We start from the raw sequence: 16365 nt of genomic DNA on the forward strand, positions 1-16365 counted from the left end.
ACATAAGCAATGTGCTTCGTATCTTTTGTTTCCCAAAAAAGATACAAAGTTGCTTCATTTTTATACGCAGTTTCAATTTCCGCCCTTTTTAATTTTTTGTGAATAATTTTACGGGTCTAGCAGACCCCACCCTCAAAAAACAAGTCGCCATCATCGGTGGCGGCCCGGCCGGATTAATGGCGGCGGAAGTTTTGTGCCAAGCGAATATCCAAGTCGATGTTTACGATGCCATGCCTAGCGTCGGGCGGAAGTTTTTGATGGCGGGCAAAGGCGGGATGAACATCACCCATTCCGAACCGTTCCCGCAATTTTTGTCCCGCTATGGCGGCCACGCTTCTGACCTTGAGGCCATGCTTGAGGCGTTTTCACCGGCAGCTTTGCGCCAGTGGCTGCAAACCCTGGGCATTGATACGTTCGTAGGTTCGTCAGGCCGGGTGTTCCCCACCGATATGAAAGCCGCCCCCTTATTGCGGGCATGGATACGGCGGTTACGAGAAGCGGGCGTGGTTTTCCATACCCGGCATTGTTGGACGGGATGGGCGGGCGACAACACGGACGGCTTGATTTTCCAATCCCCGGAAGGTGCACAAGAAATCAAGGCCGACGCGGTGGTGTTTGCGTTGGGCGGGGCCAGTTGGCCCCAGTTAGGCTCGACTGGCAATTGGGTGCCGATATTTCAGGGGCGGGGAATTCCGGTACGCGCTTTGCTGCCGTCAAATTGCGGGTTTGAAACCGCTTGGACTAATTATTTTAAAAGCCGCTATGCCGGGCAGCCCGTCAAAACCGTGGTAATTTCGTTTACTGATGCCCAAGGCCAAGCATTCGGCCACAAAGGCGAATTTATCATCACCGAAACGGGTGTGGAAGGCGGATTAGTTTATAGCTTGTCCTCGTATTTGCGTGCATCCATTGCCAGCACAGGCAAGGCTTTGGTTTACGTGGACTTGCTCCCTGACAAGGGGGCGGCTTGGCTAAACCAACGGTTAAGCCGGATCCGCGGCAAAGAGTCCATGTCCAATTATCTCCGTAAAAGTGTTGGCATAGACGGCGTGAAAGCCGCTTTATTGCGGGAGCTGTTGCCAACGGCTGATTTTGATAACCCTGAAAAATTGGCGCTTGCCATTAAGTCATTGCCAATCACGTTGTTGGCGGCACGACCCATCGAAGAAGCGATCAGCAGCGCAGGAGGCGTGCCTTTTAGCACACTCGACGAAGGCTTGATGCTAAGGTCAGCCCCAGGGCTGTTCTGTGCAGGGGAGATGCTGGATTGGGAAGCCCCGACAGGCGGGTATTTGTTGACCGCCTGTTTTGCCAGTGGGCGCAGGGCGGGTGAAGGGGTTATTGACTGGTTTGAAAGCCAAACGGCGGAACAAATCCGCTCAGTCAAGGATAGTATCTAATAAGCCCTTAAATTCTTCACCCTTAGGCAAGTGCAACACCTTGATCCCCAAAGTCCGCGCCGCCTCCACATGCATAAGGGTGTCATCAATAAACACGGTCTCCTCCGGCTTCAGGCCATTTCCCCGCAAGACAAATTCAAAAATTTCCGGGTCGGGCTTACGTAGGCCGATTGCACAAGAATAGTAAACCTTATGGAAAAACGGCTCCAGATTTGCGACCGAATGCGTGTCTGACAAGTCTTTTTCAAACACGCGGATATGCGCAGTGTTGGTGTTGCTTAACAAAAACGTATTGTAACGTTGCTTATAAGCCCTCAACTGCTCCAAACGATGTCCCGGAAAATCCAGCAACATGGCATTCCAAGCACGTTCCAATTCTGCTATAGGCTGCTTCAAATTGAATTGGGTTTTGATGCTGTTAAAAAACTCATCCTCGGAAATCAGCCCCCTGTCAAAATTGTCGAACAATGGCGTTTGCGCCAGTTGGCTAAACACGTTGCCAAATCCGGCGATGCCCAGCTTTTCAAATTCGCTGATGGTGCGTGGAATATCAAGGTTAATGACCACGCCGCCCAAGTCAAAGATGATGTTTTTGATAGTTGCCATAAATTACGCGTGGTTTCAGGGGTTGCCGCAAGGGAAAATAAGTCCGGTAATACTTAAGTGAGACCAGAGAAATCAAACCAGACAGTAGGTTACAGGGAGTGACTCTCCTGACGGCGGGCTATTCGGGATGTGTTCCCTTCCGCTTGTAAATGCCTGTAGATGTCGCCGCATACTCCCAACAGCCATATTCCAAGACACTGGCCTTATGTGGGGAGAAACTGAAAATAATACCGCAGTCCTCATCTTCGTTATAGCTGGCGGTATTTCCGACAAGCAATGCCTCGCCCTCAACTTGGTTGCTTTTTGGGGAAGAAAGTTTGTTTTTGTCATAAGGGCCGGTTACGAAGAGGTCAAACTTTATCTTATTGCCAGAAAGCTGCTGGACTAAAATCTCGCCATGGCTGCTTTCATAGCTACCGGAAAAATCAGCGTGGCGTTTCAAGCTAGACAGTATGGCTGTCTTGAGGATGGCAAGACGCCCAAAGTATGCGTTTTTTAAACAGGCGATGTCTAGGCATTGGTTTCTAGTGTCTGCAAGCCACTTTTTTTGGCTGTCTTTTATAGGTTGGGGATTAGTACCAGTGGCCTGTTGGTAATACTGTGACAATAAATAGTCTAGGGCGGAAAGGTGGCTATCCGAGCAGATGGACTTTTCGACGCTGGTCGCCGCTTTTTTGCAATCAAAGCCTGCCGGGCGGGCATTGGCAATTAGCGATAGCAACGCACAGGCAACAACAATCCGCAGCATGCAAGGTGCTGGCTGGTCACTTAGTGGTTATACAACGCCAAAACCTGACGGACATAGTTTTGGGTTTCTGGGTAAGGCGGGATGGAGTTGTTGTATTTGATCACGGCATTCTCACCGGCATTATAGGCGGCGACGGCGAGGTCGAGGTTAGGTTCAAATAGGGCGATGAGGTGCTTTAAATAGCGGGTTCCGCCATCGACGTTTTGGTTGGGGTCAGTGCTGTCCATGACGCCAAAACGCTGTGCGGTGGCGGGCATAAGCTGCATCAGGCCGACCGCGCCTTTCGGTGAAATGGCACCGGAATTGTAAGCCGATTCGGTTTGGATCACGGCATGGACGAGTTTGGCATCGACTTGGTGTTTGGCGGCGGTCTGTGCGATCAGCTCGGCAAAGCGCATTTTGTTGGCTGAAGAATACCGCCCTATCCGTGGGCTGGTGTTGCTGAAATAATTGACGTGCCGTATGGCTTTGGATTTGATAATGCGTTTATAGAGGCCGCTTTTGGGCTCGTCGGTGTAATAAGTGCGTCCGTCGCTATCGACATATTTATAAATATCAGCGACCGCCTCGTGGGTGAGGCATAAGGTGAATACAATAAACAGTGTTCTCAGCATAGTGGTTACCTGTTATTCGGTTTTAATGACTATCAAATTAGCGGCTTGCACCGCTTTGAGTCGGGCGGCATCAACACTTTCCGCAGTTGCCAAGGCAACACCCATGCGCCGATGGGTGTAAGCGACAGGCTTGCCAAATAAACGGATGTCACTGTCGGGCACGGCAAGCGCTTCTGCAAGCCCGGCATAGACTACACCCTCGGCATCCAGTCCGCCAAGAATTACCGCGCTCGCACCGCAATTTTGCAATGCGGCATTGACCGGTAAGCCTAAAATGGCGCGGGCGTGCAGGTCAAATTCATTTTGCCGTTGGGTGACCATTGTCACCATACCCGTATCGTGTGGCCTAGGGCTGACTTCGCTGAACCAAACATCATCGCCTTTGATGAACAACTCGACACCAAACAATCCCTGCCCCCCCAAAGCGGCGCATATTTTAAACGCAATATCCTGCGCACTGGCAAGGGCTTTTTCCGTCATCGCTTGCGGTTGCCAACTTTCGCGGTAATCGCCGTGTTCTTGGCGGTGCCCGATTGGGGCGCAAAAATGCGTGTCAATAGAACCTTGTACGTTCATGGCGCGGACGGTCAGCAGCGTGATTTCAAAATCAAAGTCAATTTTTGCCTCGACGATCACCTTGCCGGTATCGACGCGCCCGCTGGCTTTTGCCGTATCCCAAGCCGCTTGCAAAGCCTCTTCAGATTTGACCATGGACTGGCCTTTGCCGGATGACGACATGGTGGGCTTGATGAAGCACGGATAGCCTATGCCCGCATCCACCGCCGCCTTTAATTCTGTAAACGACCCGGCAAAAGCGTAAGCGGAAGTGGGGATTTTTAGTTCTTCGGCAGCGAGGGAGCGGATGCCTTCGCGGTTCATCGTCAATTGGATGGCTCGGGCGTTGGGGACAACGGTGCAGAGGCCTTCCGCTTCAATTTCCGCCAACGCCGCCGTGGCAATGGCTTCAATTTCGGGGATGATGAAATGGGGTTTTTCCAAGGCGATTAGCCGCTTGACTGCAACTGCATCGGTCATATCAATGACATGGCTGCGGTGCGCAACGTGTTGCGCAGGGGCGTTGGCGTAGCGGTCAACGGCAATGACTTCAACCCCGTAACGTTGCAGGGCGATAGCCAATTCTTTGCCTAGTTCGCCGCTACCTAACAACAAGGCGCGGGTGGCGTTGGGCGATAATGCAGTGCCTAGGTTCATTTCGTCTCCGCTAAGTAGTTGTCGATGTCTTCTTTGGAAAAACCAATTTTTTTGGCGACGCGGTCGGCGTGGCTGACGCGGGAAATGCCGGGGACTAGCTTATAAGTCGGGGCGTCATTGGCGAACTCGACTTGTTTGGGCATACCGATTTTTTTCTTCACAAAATAATCGACCAATTGATGGTTATGGGTGATCAGCACGGTGCTGTTGCCTTTGCGGTAAAAACCGTTGAGGACATTGGTGGACGATTCCATTTTTTCCTCAAAGGTCGTGCCTTCGGACAATTCATCCAACACCACCAAGCTCTTTTCGGTGGTTGCCAAAAATATGTCTTTGGTACGTTTAAGTTCCGTGCCGAAGCGGCCCTCGCCGTCGTTCAAATGGCTGATTTCCGGCACTTGGTAAAAAATGCGGTCGGCGACGGTCAAAGTCGCGGCCTTGGCGGGGACAAAACAGCCGATTTGCGCCAGCAATTGGATTTGCGTGATGGTCTTGCAAAACGCCGTTTTGCCGCCGCTGTTGGGGCCGGTGACCAGCATCAGTTTTTCATCGTCCAGCACCAAATCGTTACCGACATAATCATTGTAGGCTTTGCTCAATACCGGGTTCCTGGCTTCGGTCAAATTCATCCGGTGGTGCGGGCTATCAATCAGCGTCGGCAGCACCATGCTATGCCCAAAATGTTCGGCAAATTTTAAGAATGACAACAGTTCATCCAATTGCCCCAACGCGTCCAAAGTTTCGCCGACGGCATCGGAATTTTTATAAATATTGCGCAACGGCACAATACATTTGTCACGGTCGAAACCACCGACGATAGGGAAATACAGCAGCAATAGTGGGGCGAGGAACACGGTCTGGTCCGGCAAATCCAGCCTCATATCCGCCGGGGTGAAGGTGCTGAGCAACCAGTACACACCAAAGACAGCCGCCAGCAATAAGGGTTTGATGATGCGCGGCATAAAAATGACCGCCGGCAACAAGGAGCCGCGCCGCTCTTCCTTGCAATAGATGCCTTTTTCAGTCAGATACGCCGGCCCTTTCATCAGCGAATAGGAACGGGTGTCGGCGAATGCGGTGATTTTGTCAAACAGGCTTTTCAAGTAAGCGCTTTTAGGGGCTTCCAACGCTTGGATTTCCTCCACCAGCTCCAACAAAAAACGCACGCCTTTTTTATACTGGGCATAACCATAGCCGTCTATTTCGTGGCTTTCGCGGGCGGAGGTGAATGAACCGACAAATTGGCCGAACAATAAGCGATAAAAATCATTTTCCTGCCCTGCGGCAAGCCCGATGATGTTAGCCAGTGCGGCGGCCAAATGCGGGTTGTCGCTCAACTCCCGCACCGCTTCCTGCTTGGCGTGCAGCTCCTCAAGATTGTCCGAAGGCTGTGTCAAGGAGCGGTACAGCACCGCTTGCCCCACCGTGGTGGTGGCGTAATTCACCGCATCGAACACCTTATCCACTTCCAAGGTGTTAAACGCGCTTTCGTCAATGACACCTTCGCCCGTCGGCAACGGTTGGGTGGCTTTTATGCCAGGCCAGGCATCTTGCCATATTTTTAACAGAGTCTCTTTCATGGTTGCCTCTCTTTATTGTTATTTTTGGGGATGGATGGGTTGGGCGAAGTTCATGATAACACAGGGAATAAAAGCACAGATGAAGGATGCCCGATAACACTAGTATTGGCCGGGAATCAGCCTAAAGGCGGCACAGGCCCTGGCTAACCTAGATCCCCAGCACCCCGGCCAAAGCCTCGACATGGGCATCGCTATCATTCAGGCAAGCAATATACCGATACGCCTCCCCGCCTGCTGCCATGAAAACATGCTTGTTTTCCATGGCAATTTCCTCCAAGGTTTCCAGACAGTCCACGGCAAACCCAGGACAGACCATGTCCACAGTTTTAATCCCTTGTCCAGGCAGTGCCTCCAGCGTATCCACGCAATACGGTTTCAGCCATTGTGCTTTGCCAAAACGCGATTGGAAAACGATCTTCCATTCCTGGTCGCTTAAGCCCAATTGTCCGGCAATCAGGGCGGCGGTTTTATGGCAATGGTGGAAATACGGGTCGCCCCATTTCGTCAGCTGCTCAGGCAAGCCGTGGAAAGACATGAGCAGCAGTTCATTTTTTGCTTGTTCTTGCCATGCTAAGCGGATACTCTCGGCGACGGCGGCGATGTACGCGGGGTGTTGGTGGTAATCGCTGATGAACCGGAAACTGGGCAGATGCCGCCATTGGCCCAGTTCTTTGAACATATCGTCATAAACCGACGCGGTGGTGGTCGAGGAATATTGCGGATATAGCGGCAAGACGACAAGTTGCTCCACGCCCTGTTCCTTAAATTGGCGCAGCTGCGTGGCGATGGAGGGCTCGCCATAGCGCATGGCGTAAGTGACTTGTAAGCCCTGCCCCGCTAGTCTGGCGGCAAGTTTTTCAGTCACTTGCCGGGTCAAAAACGTCAACGGCGAACCTTTTTCCGCATCCCAGATTTTTTGGTAAGCTTGGGTGGATTTGCCCGGACGGAAGGGCAACACCGCCCCGTGCAGGATCAGCCACCAGACCGGCCTAGGGATATTGACCACCCGAGGGTCCCAGAGGAATTCTTTAAGGAACCGCCGCACGGCAGGCACTGTGGGCGCACTGGGCGAACCTAAATTCGCCAGCAGGATACCTGTTTTCGGGGTGGCCATAAATATCCTATCGGTTGATCAAGTTCAAAAACTCGGTGCGGGTGCTGATGTGTTTACGGAAAATACCGGTCATGACCGAGGTGGTCATGACCGAATTTTGTTTTTCCACGCCACGCATCATCATGCACAAATGTTTGGCTTCAATGACCACCGCCACGCCGCGTGCGCCTGTGGCCAATTCAATGGCGTCGGCAATTTGTTTGGTGAGTTTTTCTTGGATCTGCAAACGGCGGGCGTACATATCAACGATACGCGCCACTTTTGACAAGCCCAACACTTTGCCTTGCGGCAAGTAGCCGACGTGGCATTTGCCGATGAAGGGCAACAAATGATGTTCGCATAGGGAATACAGCTCGATATCCTTCACTATCACCATGTCTTCGGTGTCGGCGGTAAAAATGGCCCCGTTCAACACCTCTTCCAGGGTTTTTTCGTAACCGTTGTTTAAAAATTTAAACGCCTTGGCTGCCCGTTTAGGGGTGTCAATTAAACCTTCACGGCTTAAATCTTCCCCGACAGCTTCGATAATTTTGGCGAAATGTTCTTCCACGTTATTGTTCTCGTAATAAAAAAAGCGGGTCAGTATACATCAGGAACGGTGAATTTTAACGCCTGTAACACCACGGCTTCATCTGCACCGGCTTTATTGCCATACTCGCTAAGATAACGCCGCCAGCCCCGCGCCCCGTATTCACCGTGGAACAATCCTAGCGTATGCCGCATGATGCTATGCAAGCGCGTGCCCAAGGCAAGTTGTCCGCTGATATAAGGCAGCAGCGCGTGGATAGCTTCGGCGCGGGTCAAGACGGGGTGCGTATCGCCATATAAGCGTTGGTCGACTTCGGCGAGCAGGTAGGGGTTTTGATAAGCCTCACGCCCGACCATCACGCCGTCAACGTGTTGCAGGATAGCTTCGGCTTGCCCGATGGTGGTCACACCCCCATTCAATATAATTTCCAAGTGCGGAAAGTCAATTTTAAGCTGGTAGACCGTGTCATATTGTAAAGGTGGAACCTCGCGGTTTTCTTTAGGCGACAAACCGCTCAGCCAGGCTTTGCGGGCATGGACGATAAAAGTCTGGCAACCGGCATCGGCAACCGTGCGGATAAAATGCACCAGCTCTTCATAAGAGTCCTTATCATCAATCCCGATACGCGACTTCACCGTCACCGGAATCGCCACCACTTGATTCATCCTGGCCACGCACTCCGCGACCAGTTCCGGTTCCGCCATCAAACACGCGCCAAACCGCCCGTTCTGGACCCGGTCACTAGGGCAGCCGACATTCAGGTTGACTTCATCATAACCATAATCCTCAGCCATCTTCGCACAAACCGCCAACTCACGCGGATTACTACCGCCCAATTGCAAGGCCACCGGATGTTCGGACGGGTTGTATTGCAGGAAACGGTGATGGTCGCCATGGATCAACGCGCCTGTCGTGACCATTTCAGTGTAGAGGAACGCGTGTTTTGACAGCAGGCGGTGGAAATGGCGGCAATGGCGGTCAGTCCAATCCAGCATCGGGGCTACGCAGAAGGTTCGGCGCGGGGTGTTATTGGTATTGCTCATAAATTGTAATTTATTTAGTGTTATTTTAAATCATTTTAGGTTATTTTTACTGCACATCTGCACTGAATCTGCACCGCGTAAGAATCGCGGTGCATTTTGCCGTATAAAATATGTCTAAACCCACGAAAATAAAGAACAAAGACGGCAAAACCGTCTACCGAATATTTGTCAACCGCACCGTCGATGGAGTCCCTGTACGGGAGAGCAGACGGTTCTCGACCCGGCAGCTTGCCATAGATTGGGCGGATAAACGAAAACGCGAGATCGAACGCTCCGAAATCTACGGTGACGAGTCGGTTGAAACCATCGCCGCCATTATAGAACGTTACCAGGCCCAGTTTGCGCATGGATTTGGGCGCACCAAAAATTATGATATTGCCCGGCTTCTTAAATATGACATTGCCAAATTACAAGTCAAAAAGCTCACAGCCAAAGCCATCATCGCCCATTGTATCGAACGCAACAAAAAAGCCAAACCTCAGACAGTGGCGAATGATGTAATTTGGCTACGGACGATCATCAGAACCATGAGCCATGTCGAAGGGTTTGACTTCGACATGGGCATATTCGATAAGGCCTCGACGGTGCTCCAATCTGAAAAGTTGGTGGGTAAGTCGAAGCGCCGGAACCGGAGACCTACGAAAAAAGAGCTTTGGCAGTTATCCCGGTATTTTGGCAAGAATAAACGAAGCCGTGTACCGATGCTGCACTTGATGTGGTTTGCGGTCTATTCGTGCCGGCGGGTTTCTGAAATTACCCGGTTGGAGTGGGCGGATAATGACGACGACAAACAGACCGGCATGGTGAGGGACGCCAAAGACCCGCGCAAGAAGGAAGGAAACCATCGGCGGTTCAAATATACGGCCAGTGCGTGGAAAATAGTGTTACGGCAACCAAAAGAAGGGAATCTTATCTTCCCTTACAACAGTAAAACCATCAGCACCCTGTTTGCTAGGGCTTGCCACATATTGGAGATCAATGGGTTGGACTTTCATGACTTAAGGCATGAAGGGGCCAGCCGGTTATTCGAAGCAGGGTACCGTATTGAACAGGTGCAGATGTTCACTCTGCATGAGAGTTGGGAAACATTAAGGCGTTACACGCATTTAAGACCTGAGGATTTATAAAGGGTGGTTTAGATAGTATAACCCCTCTCCTCGACCACGTTTGGGGCCCCCCAATCAGTCTCGTTAGTAATAGATTTTATAGTGGTGGCCGTTGCCAAATTATTGACACTATTACCTTTTAAAATAAAATCTTTCGGGGCAAACCCTTGGGATGCAGCGATCCAGAATGCGGTGGGGGAGATCGCCGCCCCTATATCAATAGCTAACCACTCCCCGGAGTTTCCGGTAGCCCTCCATCTATTAGATAGGGATAAACTACGGTCAAACGCATGGAAGGCTTCTGACCCTGAGAAATTACTACTGGCTGAAGACGTGTACCCTCCTGGACCTGAATCGCTAGTCATTGCATTGGTCGGGTATTGGGTCGCCCCAACCCATATCTTCAATTCCACTACCATAGTAGTGGACGCCCCATTGTTAGTGGTTACCACTAACCAAAAATACCGGTAACCGGAGGTGGACGTAGTCAAATCCCCGGTAATTGTGGAATCTCCAGAAACACCTCCTGCCAGATTTATTGAAGTGGTCAAGTCTCCTGTTACTGTGCTGTCTCCAGAAACACCTCCTGCCAGATTCATTGAAGTGGTCAAGTCTCCTGTTATTGTGCTGTCTCCAGATATCACGCCTGCCAAATTTACTGAAGTGGTCAAATCCCCGGTAATTGTGGAATCCCCTGATACATCGCCAGATATGTAACTAGGAATAGTTAAATCCCCGGCTATTGTCGAATCCCCTAAAGCATCCCCAGCCAAATCAATGGATGTGGTCACATCCCCAGTTGCCGTAGAATCTCCTGAGATACTACCGGCTAAGTCCACGGAGGTAGTCAAATCTCCAGTGATTATGGAATCCCCTGAAATACCTCCTGCCAAATTTACTGCAGTGGTCATATTCCCAATGACCGTACTACCCCCTAAAGCATCTCCAGCCAAATCAATGGATGTGGTCAAATCTCCAACGATAATTGAATCTCCTGAAACATCCCCGGCCAGGTTTATTGATGTGGTCAAACCTCCGGTGACTGTGGAATCCCCCAATACACTTCCCCGGATACGTGCATTTATAATTGGGGTTCGAGACACGTCAGGAACGTCGAACATTTCGAATACCGGACTCGTCAATATCCTGGCAGCCAGGTGGTTAAGCGGGCTGCCTGATCGCGTATAGTCTTTCGGATAAGGTCGTAAGGATTTCACACGCAGCTCTATAGTAGCCCACGAACTTGGGCTAATAGCTAACGATAAAGACGGTACAATAAAAGTCTTCCAGAAGTTATACCCGACCGGAAATCCCGTGACCCGGTTTAGCTGGACCAGCTGCATGGAGTAATAAACAGATGCGGGGGTATCTTGGCTGCCTGAAACCGGGGCTGTTTTAAACCATTTAATATCAGATCCAATAGGAAAGGCGAGGCTATCTGAATTTAACCCTACAAGAGGGGAAGCTGCATAAATATCGACAACCGCATAAGTGGCAGGGGACACTGGGGCGGTAAAGCTGCTTACCACACAGGCGCTTACCCGGCCAGGGTTATTAGCTGCGTATATAGTGATAATGTCCCCGGCACTTAAGCTAAACCCTGTCGGGCCTGATAGCCACAATCCTAAATTCTTCCCGATATCCAAACCCTCACCAGGATTAACGACATTTCCGCAAACGTCTGCAGCGGTCGTAGGCTCCAATAGGTTTCCCAATAAGAAGTTAAGGTTACGGCGGCTTGCTTCTTGGAGTTTACACGTAAACCCTGTTAATGTGTGGGTGGTTGCCGAATCTACAAGCTTTGGCATATATCCGGTCTTGAAATCATAAGATTCCGCTGTGAAATCCAGTTTCACGTCATGGACAACCCCGACTGATTGGTCAGAGGTCAGTCGTCCGGCATTGGCGAGAGTGCCAATCCGCAATTCGCACGCCCCTATCGCCGCCTTTGATGTTTTTGGTGCCCCTATCGTACCCATGCCTGAATCCTTGGTGGGGTGTGTTTAAGGTATGGGGTAGGCTCTCTCTTCGAACAGCCCCCATTGTATGCTTTCGGTGACGGATAAATACGTGACCTCCTCCCCTGTAAACGACCCTGTGTTAGACCCTAATAACTGCCAAACCCTTGGGCCATTGTTGCCATTACCCGTTAAGTACAGATAATCAGGGGTGATGGCCGTCCCTAGGTCTATTTGTACCCATCCTGCTGTATAGCTTGCCGTCCAATGTGTCGTCGTATCGGAGTCGAATGCGAACCATGCGGAGTGGCCAAGGTATATATCACTAGCTGACGCCTCCAGAGGCGGCTGGCTATCACTGCTCATATCGCTAGGGTAGCGGGTTCCAGACTTAGCAACCCTAAACTGCGCCTCTACGACAGACCCTGAGAAAGGTTCATTAATATTTAACCTAAAATATCTGGAACCGCCTGCTCCCGTAGTCAGGTCCCCTGTTACCGTAGAATCCCCTGATACATCACCGGCTAACCCAGCAGAGATAGACGCATTCCCTGTGATTATGGAGTCACCTGACACATCCCCTGCCATCCCTGCCCCGATAGACACGGTTCCGGTGATTATGGAATCCCCTGAAACAGCTCCAGAAAACCCGGCCTCGACGGTTATATCCCCGGTAACAGAACTATCCCCGTAAACAGATCCCGATATTCCGGCCAAATCTAAGAGAGGGTTTTCAACCGTGGTGTTGTCAGACAAATCGAGGACTTCGAATATAGGGCGGTAACTGATGCGGGACACAAGGTGGTGTAGGGGGCTGCCTATCTCCAAATAATCAGAAAGATACGGACGGAGGCATTTGACTTGCAGGCCAAATTTGCTCCAATCGCTGGCTTTAAATTCCACGGATAGAGACGGCACAATGAAATTCTTCCAAAACAACCATGTCATCGGTTTCCCGATAGGGCGGTTCAGTTGTATTAACTGGACGGAATAATACTGTGGCCGGTAGATGGAAACCCCTATTTCAACAGGCAAAGATTTAAACCATTTGACGGATGCTCCTGATGAAAACGCCAAAGTGTCTGTACCTGGCCCGACCAAAGGATACCTGTCATCCATATCAACTACCGCATATTCCTCAGGGGATACCGGGGCGGTGAACGCATCGACAACACAGACACTTAGTTTTCCGGGGTCCGAAGGTTGGTATATGACCACAGTGTCCCCGGGCACCAATGTAAATCCGGTAGGCCCTGTCAAATGGAACCCTGTGTGTTTACCAATAGGCAAATCCGAAGATACATTGGCAATATCTCCGCCCACCTCGGTGGACAGCGCGTCATAATTGGCGATGCGGTTAGACACTAAAAAGTTTAAGTTGCGGCGGCTAAATTCTTGAAGTGTTCCGGTGAATCCGGTGACGGTGTTGGTGGTTGCAGAATCAAACAGCGAGAGAGGGTGGCCTGCACGTAAGTCGGCCATATTGGATTGGATGTCCAACTTCACATTGTCGATATACCCAACGGAGTGGTCTGCAGTCAGCAACCCGGCCTCGGTCAGTTCCCCAATACGAAGCTCACAGGTTCCGATAAATGCTTTCGCTGTTTTTGGTACTCCTATACCCATAATCCCCTCCTTGGGTTAACTCAACAGGTAATAAGTGAATGTATGCCGTTGCCAGCTGTCCTTGCCGCCCCTAGTCGCCCACAGCTCAACTGTGTTCGAGCTGCCCACGTAGTGGGAGATGTCCGTATCGGCGCTGGCGGCGACAGCGTCGGCAAAATCAGCCGCTGAATAAGTGTATGTGGCGGCAGTCAGACCTGTCTGGTTTACCAGGCTCCCTAACAAGGAGTTAACCACCGTCAGGTTATAAGTCACACTTGTTTCGGTTGTGATGGAACCTTCGGACTGCAACACAAGATAGGCTGTTTGCTGTGTCCGGTTACGGTGTGCCCACGTAATCACAAGGTCAATAGCCAAGGACAACACAGGCGGATATTCGGAACCGTTCAGTCGAAACTTTCCAGGGGGGTAAGGCCTGTTAGGCCGACCAGCCAACGTTGAAGTCACCACCGTGGCATCCGATCTGGCCAATGTGCCTAGCGGAAATTGTGGCCGGATATAACTATAGACCGTCTCCCCATCCCCGTACTCCCAAGTGCTGACGGCTTTTAAGGAGCTGGTGACATAAAGGCGGCTGGCACTATGTGCCATAGGTGTGGTGTCCAATATGCCCCGATCCAATGTGATCGAGTGAGTGCTTGTATCAATGGCGGATATCAGAACAACTTCATCGTCGATATACCCAAAATCCCCGACAGCCACGATGGACATATCGGTGTCGTCGGAATAAGTGAAAGTGGACACCAGTTCTTGGATTAAGCTTGGGGTCACACAGGATGGGCAAAAATACCCGGTGAATATGCCATCGAACGGGCCTGATGGACCCACTCCGCTGGATTCAAACTGGAAAGAAGCAGCCAAACTGCCTGGTTTGACCGCCACCCCGGTCAGGAACGCGGCGGTGTCCGATTGTGCCAAAGCGTTTGGGGTGCCTACCCGTTTCATCACATCCCAGAACGTTGCCTCAATCGTACGTTGATTCGTAGCAGGTATAGGGGATGGCGTGCTGGTGGGGATGCTTGGTTGGACAGAAGAGAAATAGGAAACCGCAGGCAGGGCGAAAACGTCCTCCGCCGCTTCGATGGTGATTGTGCGGTTTGCCAACGTGCCGTACCGGATAGCCCCGATACGCACCACCATGGAGGATATGTCAAGTTTGGCCCATTTGAACACCACTACATCACCGACCTTTAAGTTCCAGGCGGTACGGTTAGCAGTGAACTTCACTTTGCTTAACGGGGCGGACAATATCTGCAGGTCACGCTGGGCGACCCTGGCGGCGAGATCCCCGTTAGTGATACCGGGGTAATCGGATGCGGTATTGACCACGGATTGTTGTACCTGGATATTGGCGATGTCCTGTACCGTCACACCGTGGGTATTGCCGGTAAACCGGTCTGTGTACCGGACAGTCACTTCATTGACGGTTTCACTCCAGGACGCACGTTGGTAACTATCGACACTGATGATATTTGCTTCGTCGAATATTGGCAGATCCCCGACCGTGTAGTCCGCCCTTAATAATGTAAGCTCAAATTTTCCGGTAGTCCGTGAAACAACCAAGACCCCGTTGATATGGTTCAGGATTTTTTGGATAAACTCCTCAATAGAAGATTGCCGGTCCCAAAGGAAGGATAACCCGAATCCTTCGTTGAACAGCGTGATTGCCGCATACTCGAAAGAAGTTGCGTCCACCTTGGTAGTGGAGTACCCCATGTTCTTGGAATCAGTTATCAGCCACCGCAATGTATGTGCAGGGTTTGCGTCTATGTGGTGGTCAGGAGCAACGATGGAAGCATAATCTGGCATCCAGTCGCTTTGGGGGATACGGCGAACCAGGAATGCCCAATTCTTTAAATATGGGTTTACCCCAATATAAACCCGCTTGAGAATCAGGGACACGACGCCACGGAATGCCGGGGTGAAATCCCCGAATTGGGTCTGCAGGTACGGGTCTTTGACTTGGGTGGCTTCCCCTAAGCGAAGGCCAACCGTGCCTCTAACCCCTCCTTCGCGCATGTCCCCGCCGAAAAGCTCCATCTTATCGACTTCAAAATCGACCGATGACTGTAATCCAACTGTGGTGAATCCGGCATACCCAGAGGTTGGGGTTTCAGCGGCGAAAGAAGCCCCGAAGTTAACAGGCAACTGGTCCACCGGAACCCCTGTTGATGTGTTGTCCCAGCCGTACAAAATCCGGTCACCGACCGTGATGCCTAGTAGCGCGTCGATCTTTCGGGCAATAACCAGGTGCATACCTAAGTAGTACCTGTACCCGATAATATTACCCCCCGCTTTCGATGGCATTCCGTTGCTCCGCTTGTTGTATCAACCTTTCGACCATGGCATCCTCGCCTCCGGCCCTTAATTCTTCATAAGTCAGCCCCTCCCGGAGCAGCTTATCCCACGACAACCCTTTCTTTTCGCAAAATTCCCTAGCCCCTCTGGAGCAGTAATTTAGTGCCCTTACATCTTGAATAGTTACGGTCACGACCCACCTCCTGACGACCCTCCACCCGGTGCGGGAATCGGGTCCGTATACGGGTTGCCGTACCAGACGACGTTAGGCCCTTTGATACGGACAGTGCCGATCACCTCTGGGATAGCCCTGCCTTCCCCTGCGGTCGGCACTTGGAAATCGGAAAGGCTGGCAGCGGCAGGCGGTATGGGGCGGGGTCTGAATACTGTTGAGATGACCGTTGCCACGATCATCAATATTAAGGCGATGATCTCACTGATGCCGAAATCTGCGGCCAAGGTGGTGGTTGGGTGCCCTAAATAGACCCCGTACCAAAAAACACAGCTAAAAACGAAATTAAGTAATATTTTCAT

General features: G+C 51.3%; 15 protein-coding genes. 2 read left to right on the plus strand and 13 right to left on the minus strand.

From position 1 onward, the window contains the following. The first annotated feature begins 98 nt into the window (after positions 1-98). Complete coding sequence (locus tag METMI_RS0104795; protein WP_019865113.1) at positions 99-1400, plus strand: TIGR03862 family flavoprotein; 1302 nt, start codon at positions 99-101, stop codon at positions 1398-1400. Here the strand turns inward: METMI_RS0104795 and METMI_RS0104800 are convergent. The 8 genes from METMI_RS0104800 to dusA all read right to left on the minus strand — a co-directional run bounded on the left by METMI_RS0104800 (position 1380) and on the right by dusA (position 8846). After that, positions 1380-2006 carry an HAD family hydrolase gene (locus METMI_RS0104800; protein ID WP_019865114.1) on the minus strand — a complete coding sequence of 209 codons (627 nt, stop codon included), beginning with the start codon at positions 2004-2006 and terminating at the stop codon, positions 1380-1382. The genes METMI_RS0104795 and METMI_RS0104800 overlap by 21 nt on opposite strands. A 118-nt stretch (positions 2007-2124) precedes the next feature. After that, complete coding sequence (locus tag METMI_RS0104805; RefSeq protein ID WP_019865115.1) at positions 2125-2754, minus strand: lysozyme inhibitor LprI family protein; 630 nt, start codon at positions 2752-2754, stop codon at positions 2125-2127. Positions 2755-2774: 20 nt separating this feature from the next. Next, entirely contained in the window at positions 2775-3368 is a 594-nt protein-coding gene (locus METMI_RS0104810) for a transglycosylase SLT domain-containing protein (protein WP_019865116.1), read from the minus strand. A gap of 12 nt (positions 3369-3380) precedes the next feature. Beyond that, a complete protein-coding gene (gene purT / locus METMI_RS0104815) occupies positions 3381-4580 on the minus strand; it encodes a formate-dependent phosphoribosylglycinamide formyltransferase (protein WP_019865117.1) in 1200 nt (399 codons plus the stop codon). Continuing rightward, positions 4577-6160 carry a MutS-related protein gene (locus METMI_RS0104820; protein ID WP_019865118.1) on the minus strand — a complete coding sequence of 528 codons (1584 nt, stop codon included), beginning with the start codon at positions 6158-6160 and terminating at the stop codon, positions 4577-4579. The genes purT and METMI_RS0104820 overlap by 4 nt, the downstream gene beginning before the upstream one ends. Before the next feature lie 148 nt (positions 6161-6308). Next, a complete protein-coding gene (gene hemH / locus METMI_RS0104830) occupies positions 6309-7280 on the minus strand; it encodes a ferrochelatase (RefSeq protein WP_408630392.1) in 972 nt (323 codons plus the stop codon). 1 nt (position 7281) lies between these two features. Further along, entirely contained in the window at positions 7282-7824 is a 543-nt protein-coding gene (gene folE, locus METMI_RS0104835) for a GTP cyclohydrolase I FolE (protein WP_019865121.1), read from the minus strand. Between the two features lie 29 nt (positions 7825-7853). Further along, entirely contained in the window at positions 7854-8846 is a 993-nt protein-coding gene (gene dusA, locus METMI_RS0104840; RefSeq protein WP_083930170.1) for a tRNA dihydrouridine(20/20a) synthase DusA, read from the minus strand. Between the two features lie 110 nt (positions 8847-8956). Here dusA and METMI_RS0104845 point away from each other — a divergent pair, with 110 nt between their 5' ends. Then, the gene (locus METMI_RS0104845) at positions 8957-9973 is read left to right on the plus strand and encodes a tyrosine-type recombinase/integrase (protein WP_019865123.1); all 1017 of its coding nucleotides are present in this window, start codon (positions 8957-8959) and stop codon (positions 9971-9973) included. Positions 9974-9981: 8 nt separating this feature from the next. Here the strand turns inward: METMI_RS0104845 and METMI_RS0104850 are convergent, their stop codons facing one another. From METMI_RS0104850 to METMI_RS0104870, 5 genes are read right to left on the minus strand one after another with little or no spacing between them, the layout of a single operon-like run. Further along, a complete protein-coding gene (locus METMI_RS0104850; RefSeq protein WP_019865125.1) occupies positions 9982-11931 on the minus strand; it encodes an autotransporter outer membrane beta-barrel domain-containing protein in 1950 nt (649 codons plus the stop codon). A gap of 24 nt (positions 11932-11955) precedes the next feature. Continuing rightward, positions 11956-13536 (minus strand): bactofilin family protein, encoded by a 1581-nt coding sequence (locus METMI_RS0104855; RefSeq protein WP_019865126.1) that lies wholly within the window; start codon positions 13534-13536, stop codon positions 11956-11958. A gap of 15 nt (positions 13537-13551) precedes the next feature. Beyond that, entirely contained in the window at positions 13552-15789 is a 2238-nt protein-coding gene (locus METMI_RS23140) for a phage tail protein (RefSeq protein ID WP_019865127.1), read from the minus strand. 28 nt (positions 15790-15817) lie between these two features. Continuing rightward, complete coding sequence (locus tag METMI_RS0104865; RefSeq protein WP_019865128.1) at positions 15818-16024, minus strand: hypothetical protein; 207 nt, start codon at positions 16022-16024, stop codon at positions 15818-15820. Further along, positions 16021-16365: a hypothetical protein gene (locus METMI_RS0104870; protein ID WP_019865129.1), complete on the minus strand. Its 345-nt coding sequence runs from the start codon at positions 16363-16365 to the stop codon at positions 16021-16023. The genes METMI_RS0104865 and METMI_RS0104870 overlap by 4 nt, the downstream gene beginning before the upstream one ends.

This window comes from Methylovulum miyakonense HT12 (genome assembly GCF_000384075.1).
Lineage (GTDB): Bacteria > Pseudomonadota > Gammaproteobacteria > Methylococcales > Methylomonadaceae > Methylovulum > Methylovulum miyakonense.

Coding starts and splice junctions, on each gene's coding strand:
- METMI_RS0104800 (WP_019865114.1), bottom strand. CDS start 2,006: ATGGCAACTATCAAAAACATCATCTTTGACTTGGGCGGCGTGGTCATT.
- METMI_RS0104805 (WP_019865115.1), bottom strand. CDS start 2,754: ATGCTGCGGATTGTTGTTGCCTGTGCGTTGCTATCGCTAATTGCCAAT.
- METMI_RS0104810 (WP_019865116.1), bottom strand. CDS start 3,368: ATGCTGAGAACACTGTTTATTGTATTCACCTTATGCCTCACCCACGAG.
- purT (WP_019865117.1), bottom strand. CDS start 4,580: ATGAACCTAGGCACTGCATTATCGCCCAACGCCACCCGCGCCTTGTTG.
- METMI_RS0104820 (WP_019865118.1), bottom strand. CDS start 6,160: ATGAAAGAGACTCTGTTAAAAATATGGCAAGATGCCTGGCCTGGCATA.
- dusA (WP_083930170.1), bottom strand. CDS start 8,846: ATGAGCAATACCAATAACACCCCGCGCCGAACCTTCTGCGTAGCCCCG.
- METMI_RS0104845 (WP_019865123.1), top strand. CDS start 8,957: ATGTCTAAACCCACGAAAATAAAGAACAAAGACGGCAAAACCGTCTAC.
- METMI_RS0104850 (WP_019865125.1), bottom strand. CDS start 11,931: ATGGGTACGATAGGGGCACCAAAAACATCAAAGGCGGCGATAGGGGCG.
- METMI_RS0104855 (WP_019865126.1), bottom strand. CDS start 13,536: ATGGGTATAGGAGTACCAAAAACAGCGAAAGCATTTATCGGAACCTGT.
- METMI_RS23140 (WP_019865127.1), bottom strand. CDS start 15,789: ATGCACCTGGTTATTGCCCGAAAGATCGACGCGCTACTAGGCATCACG.
- METMI_RS0104870 (WP_019865129.1), bottom strand. CDS start 16,365: ATGAAAATATTACTTAATTTCGTTTTTAGCTGTGTTTTTTGGTACGGG.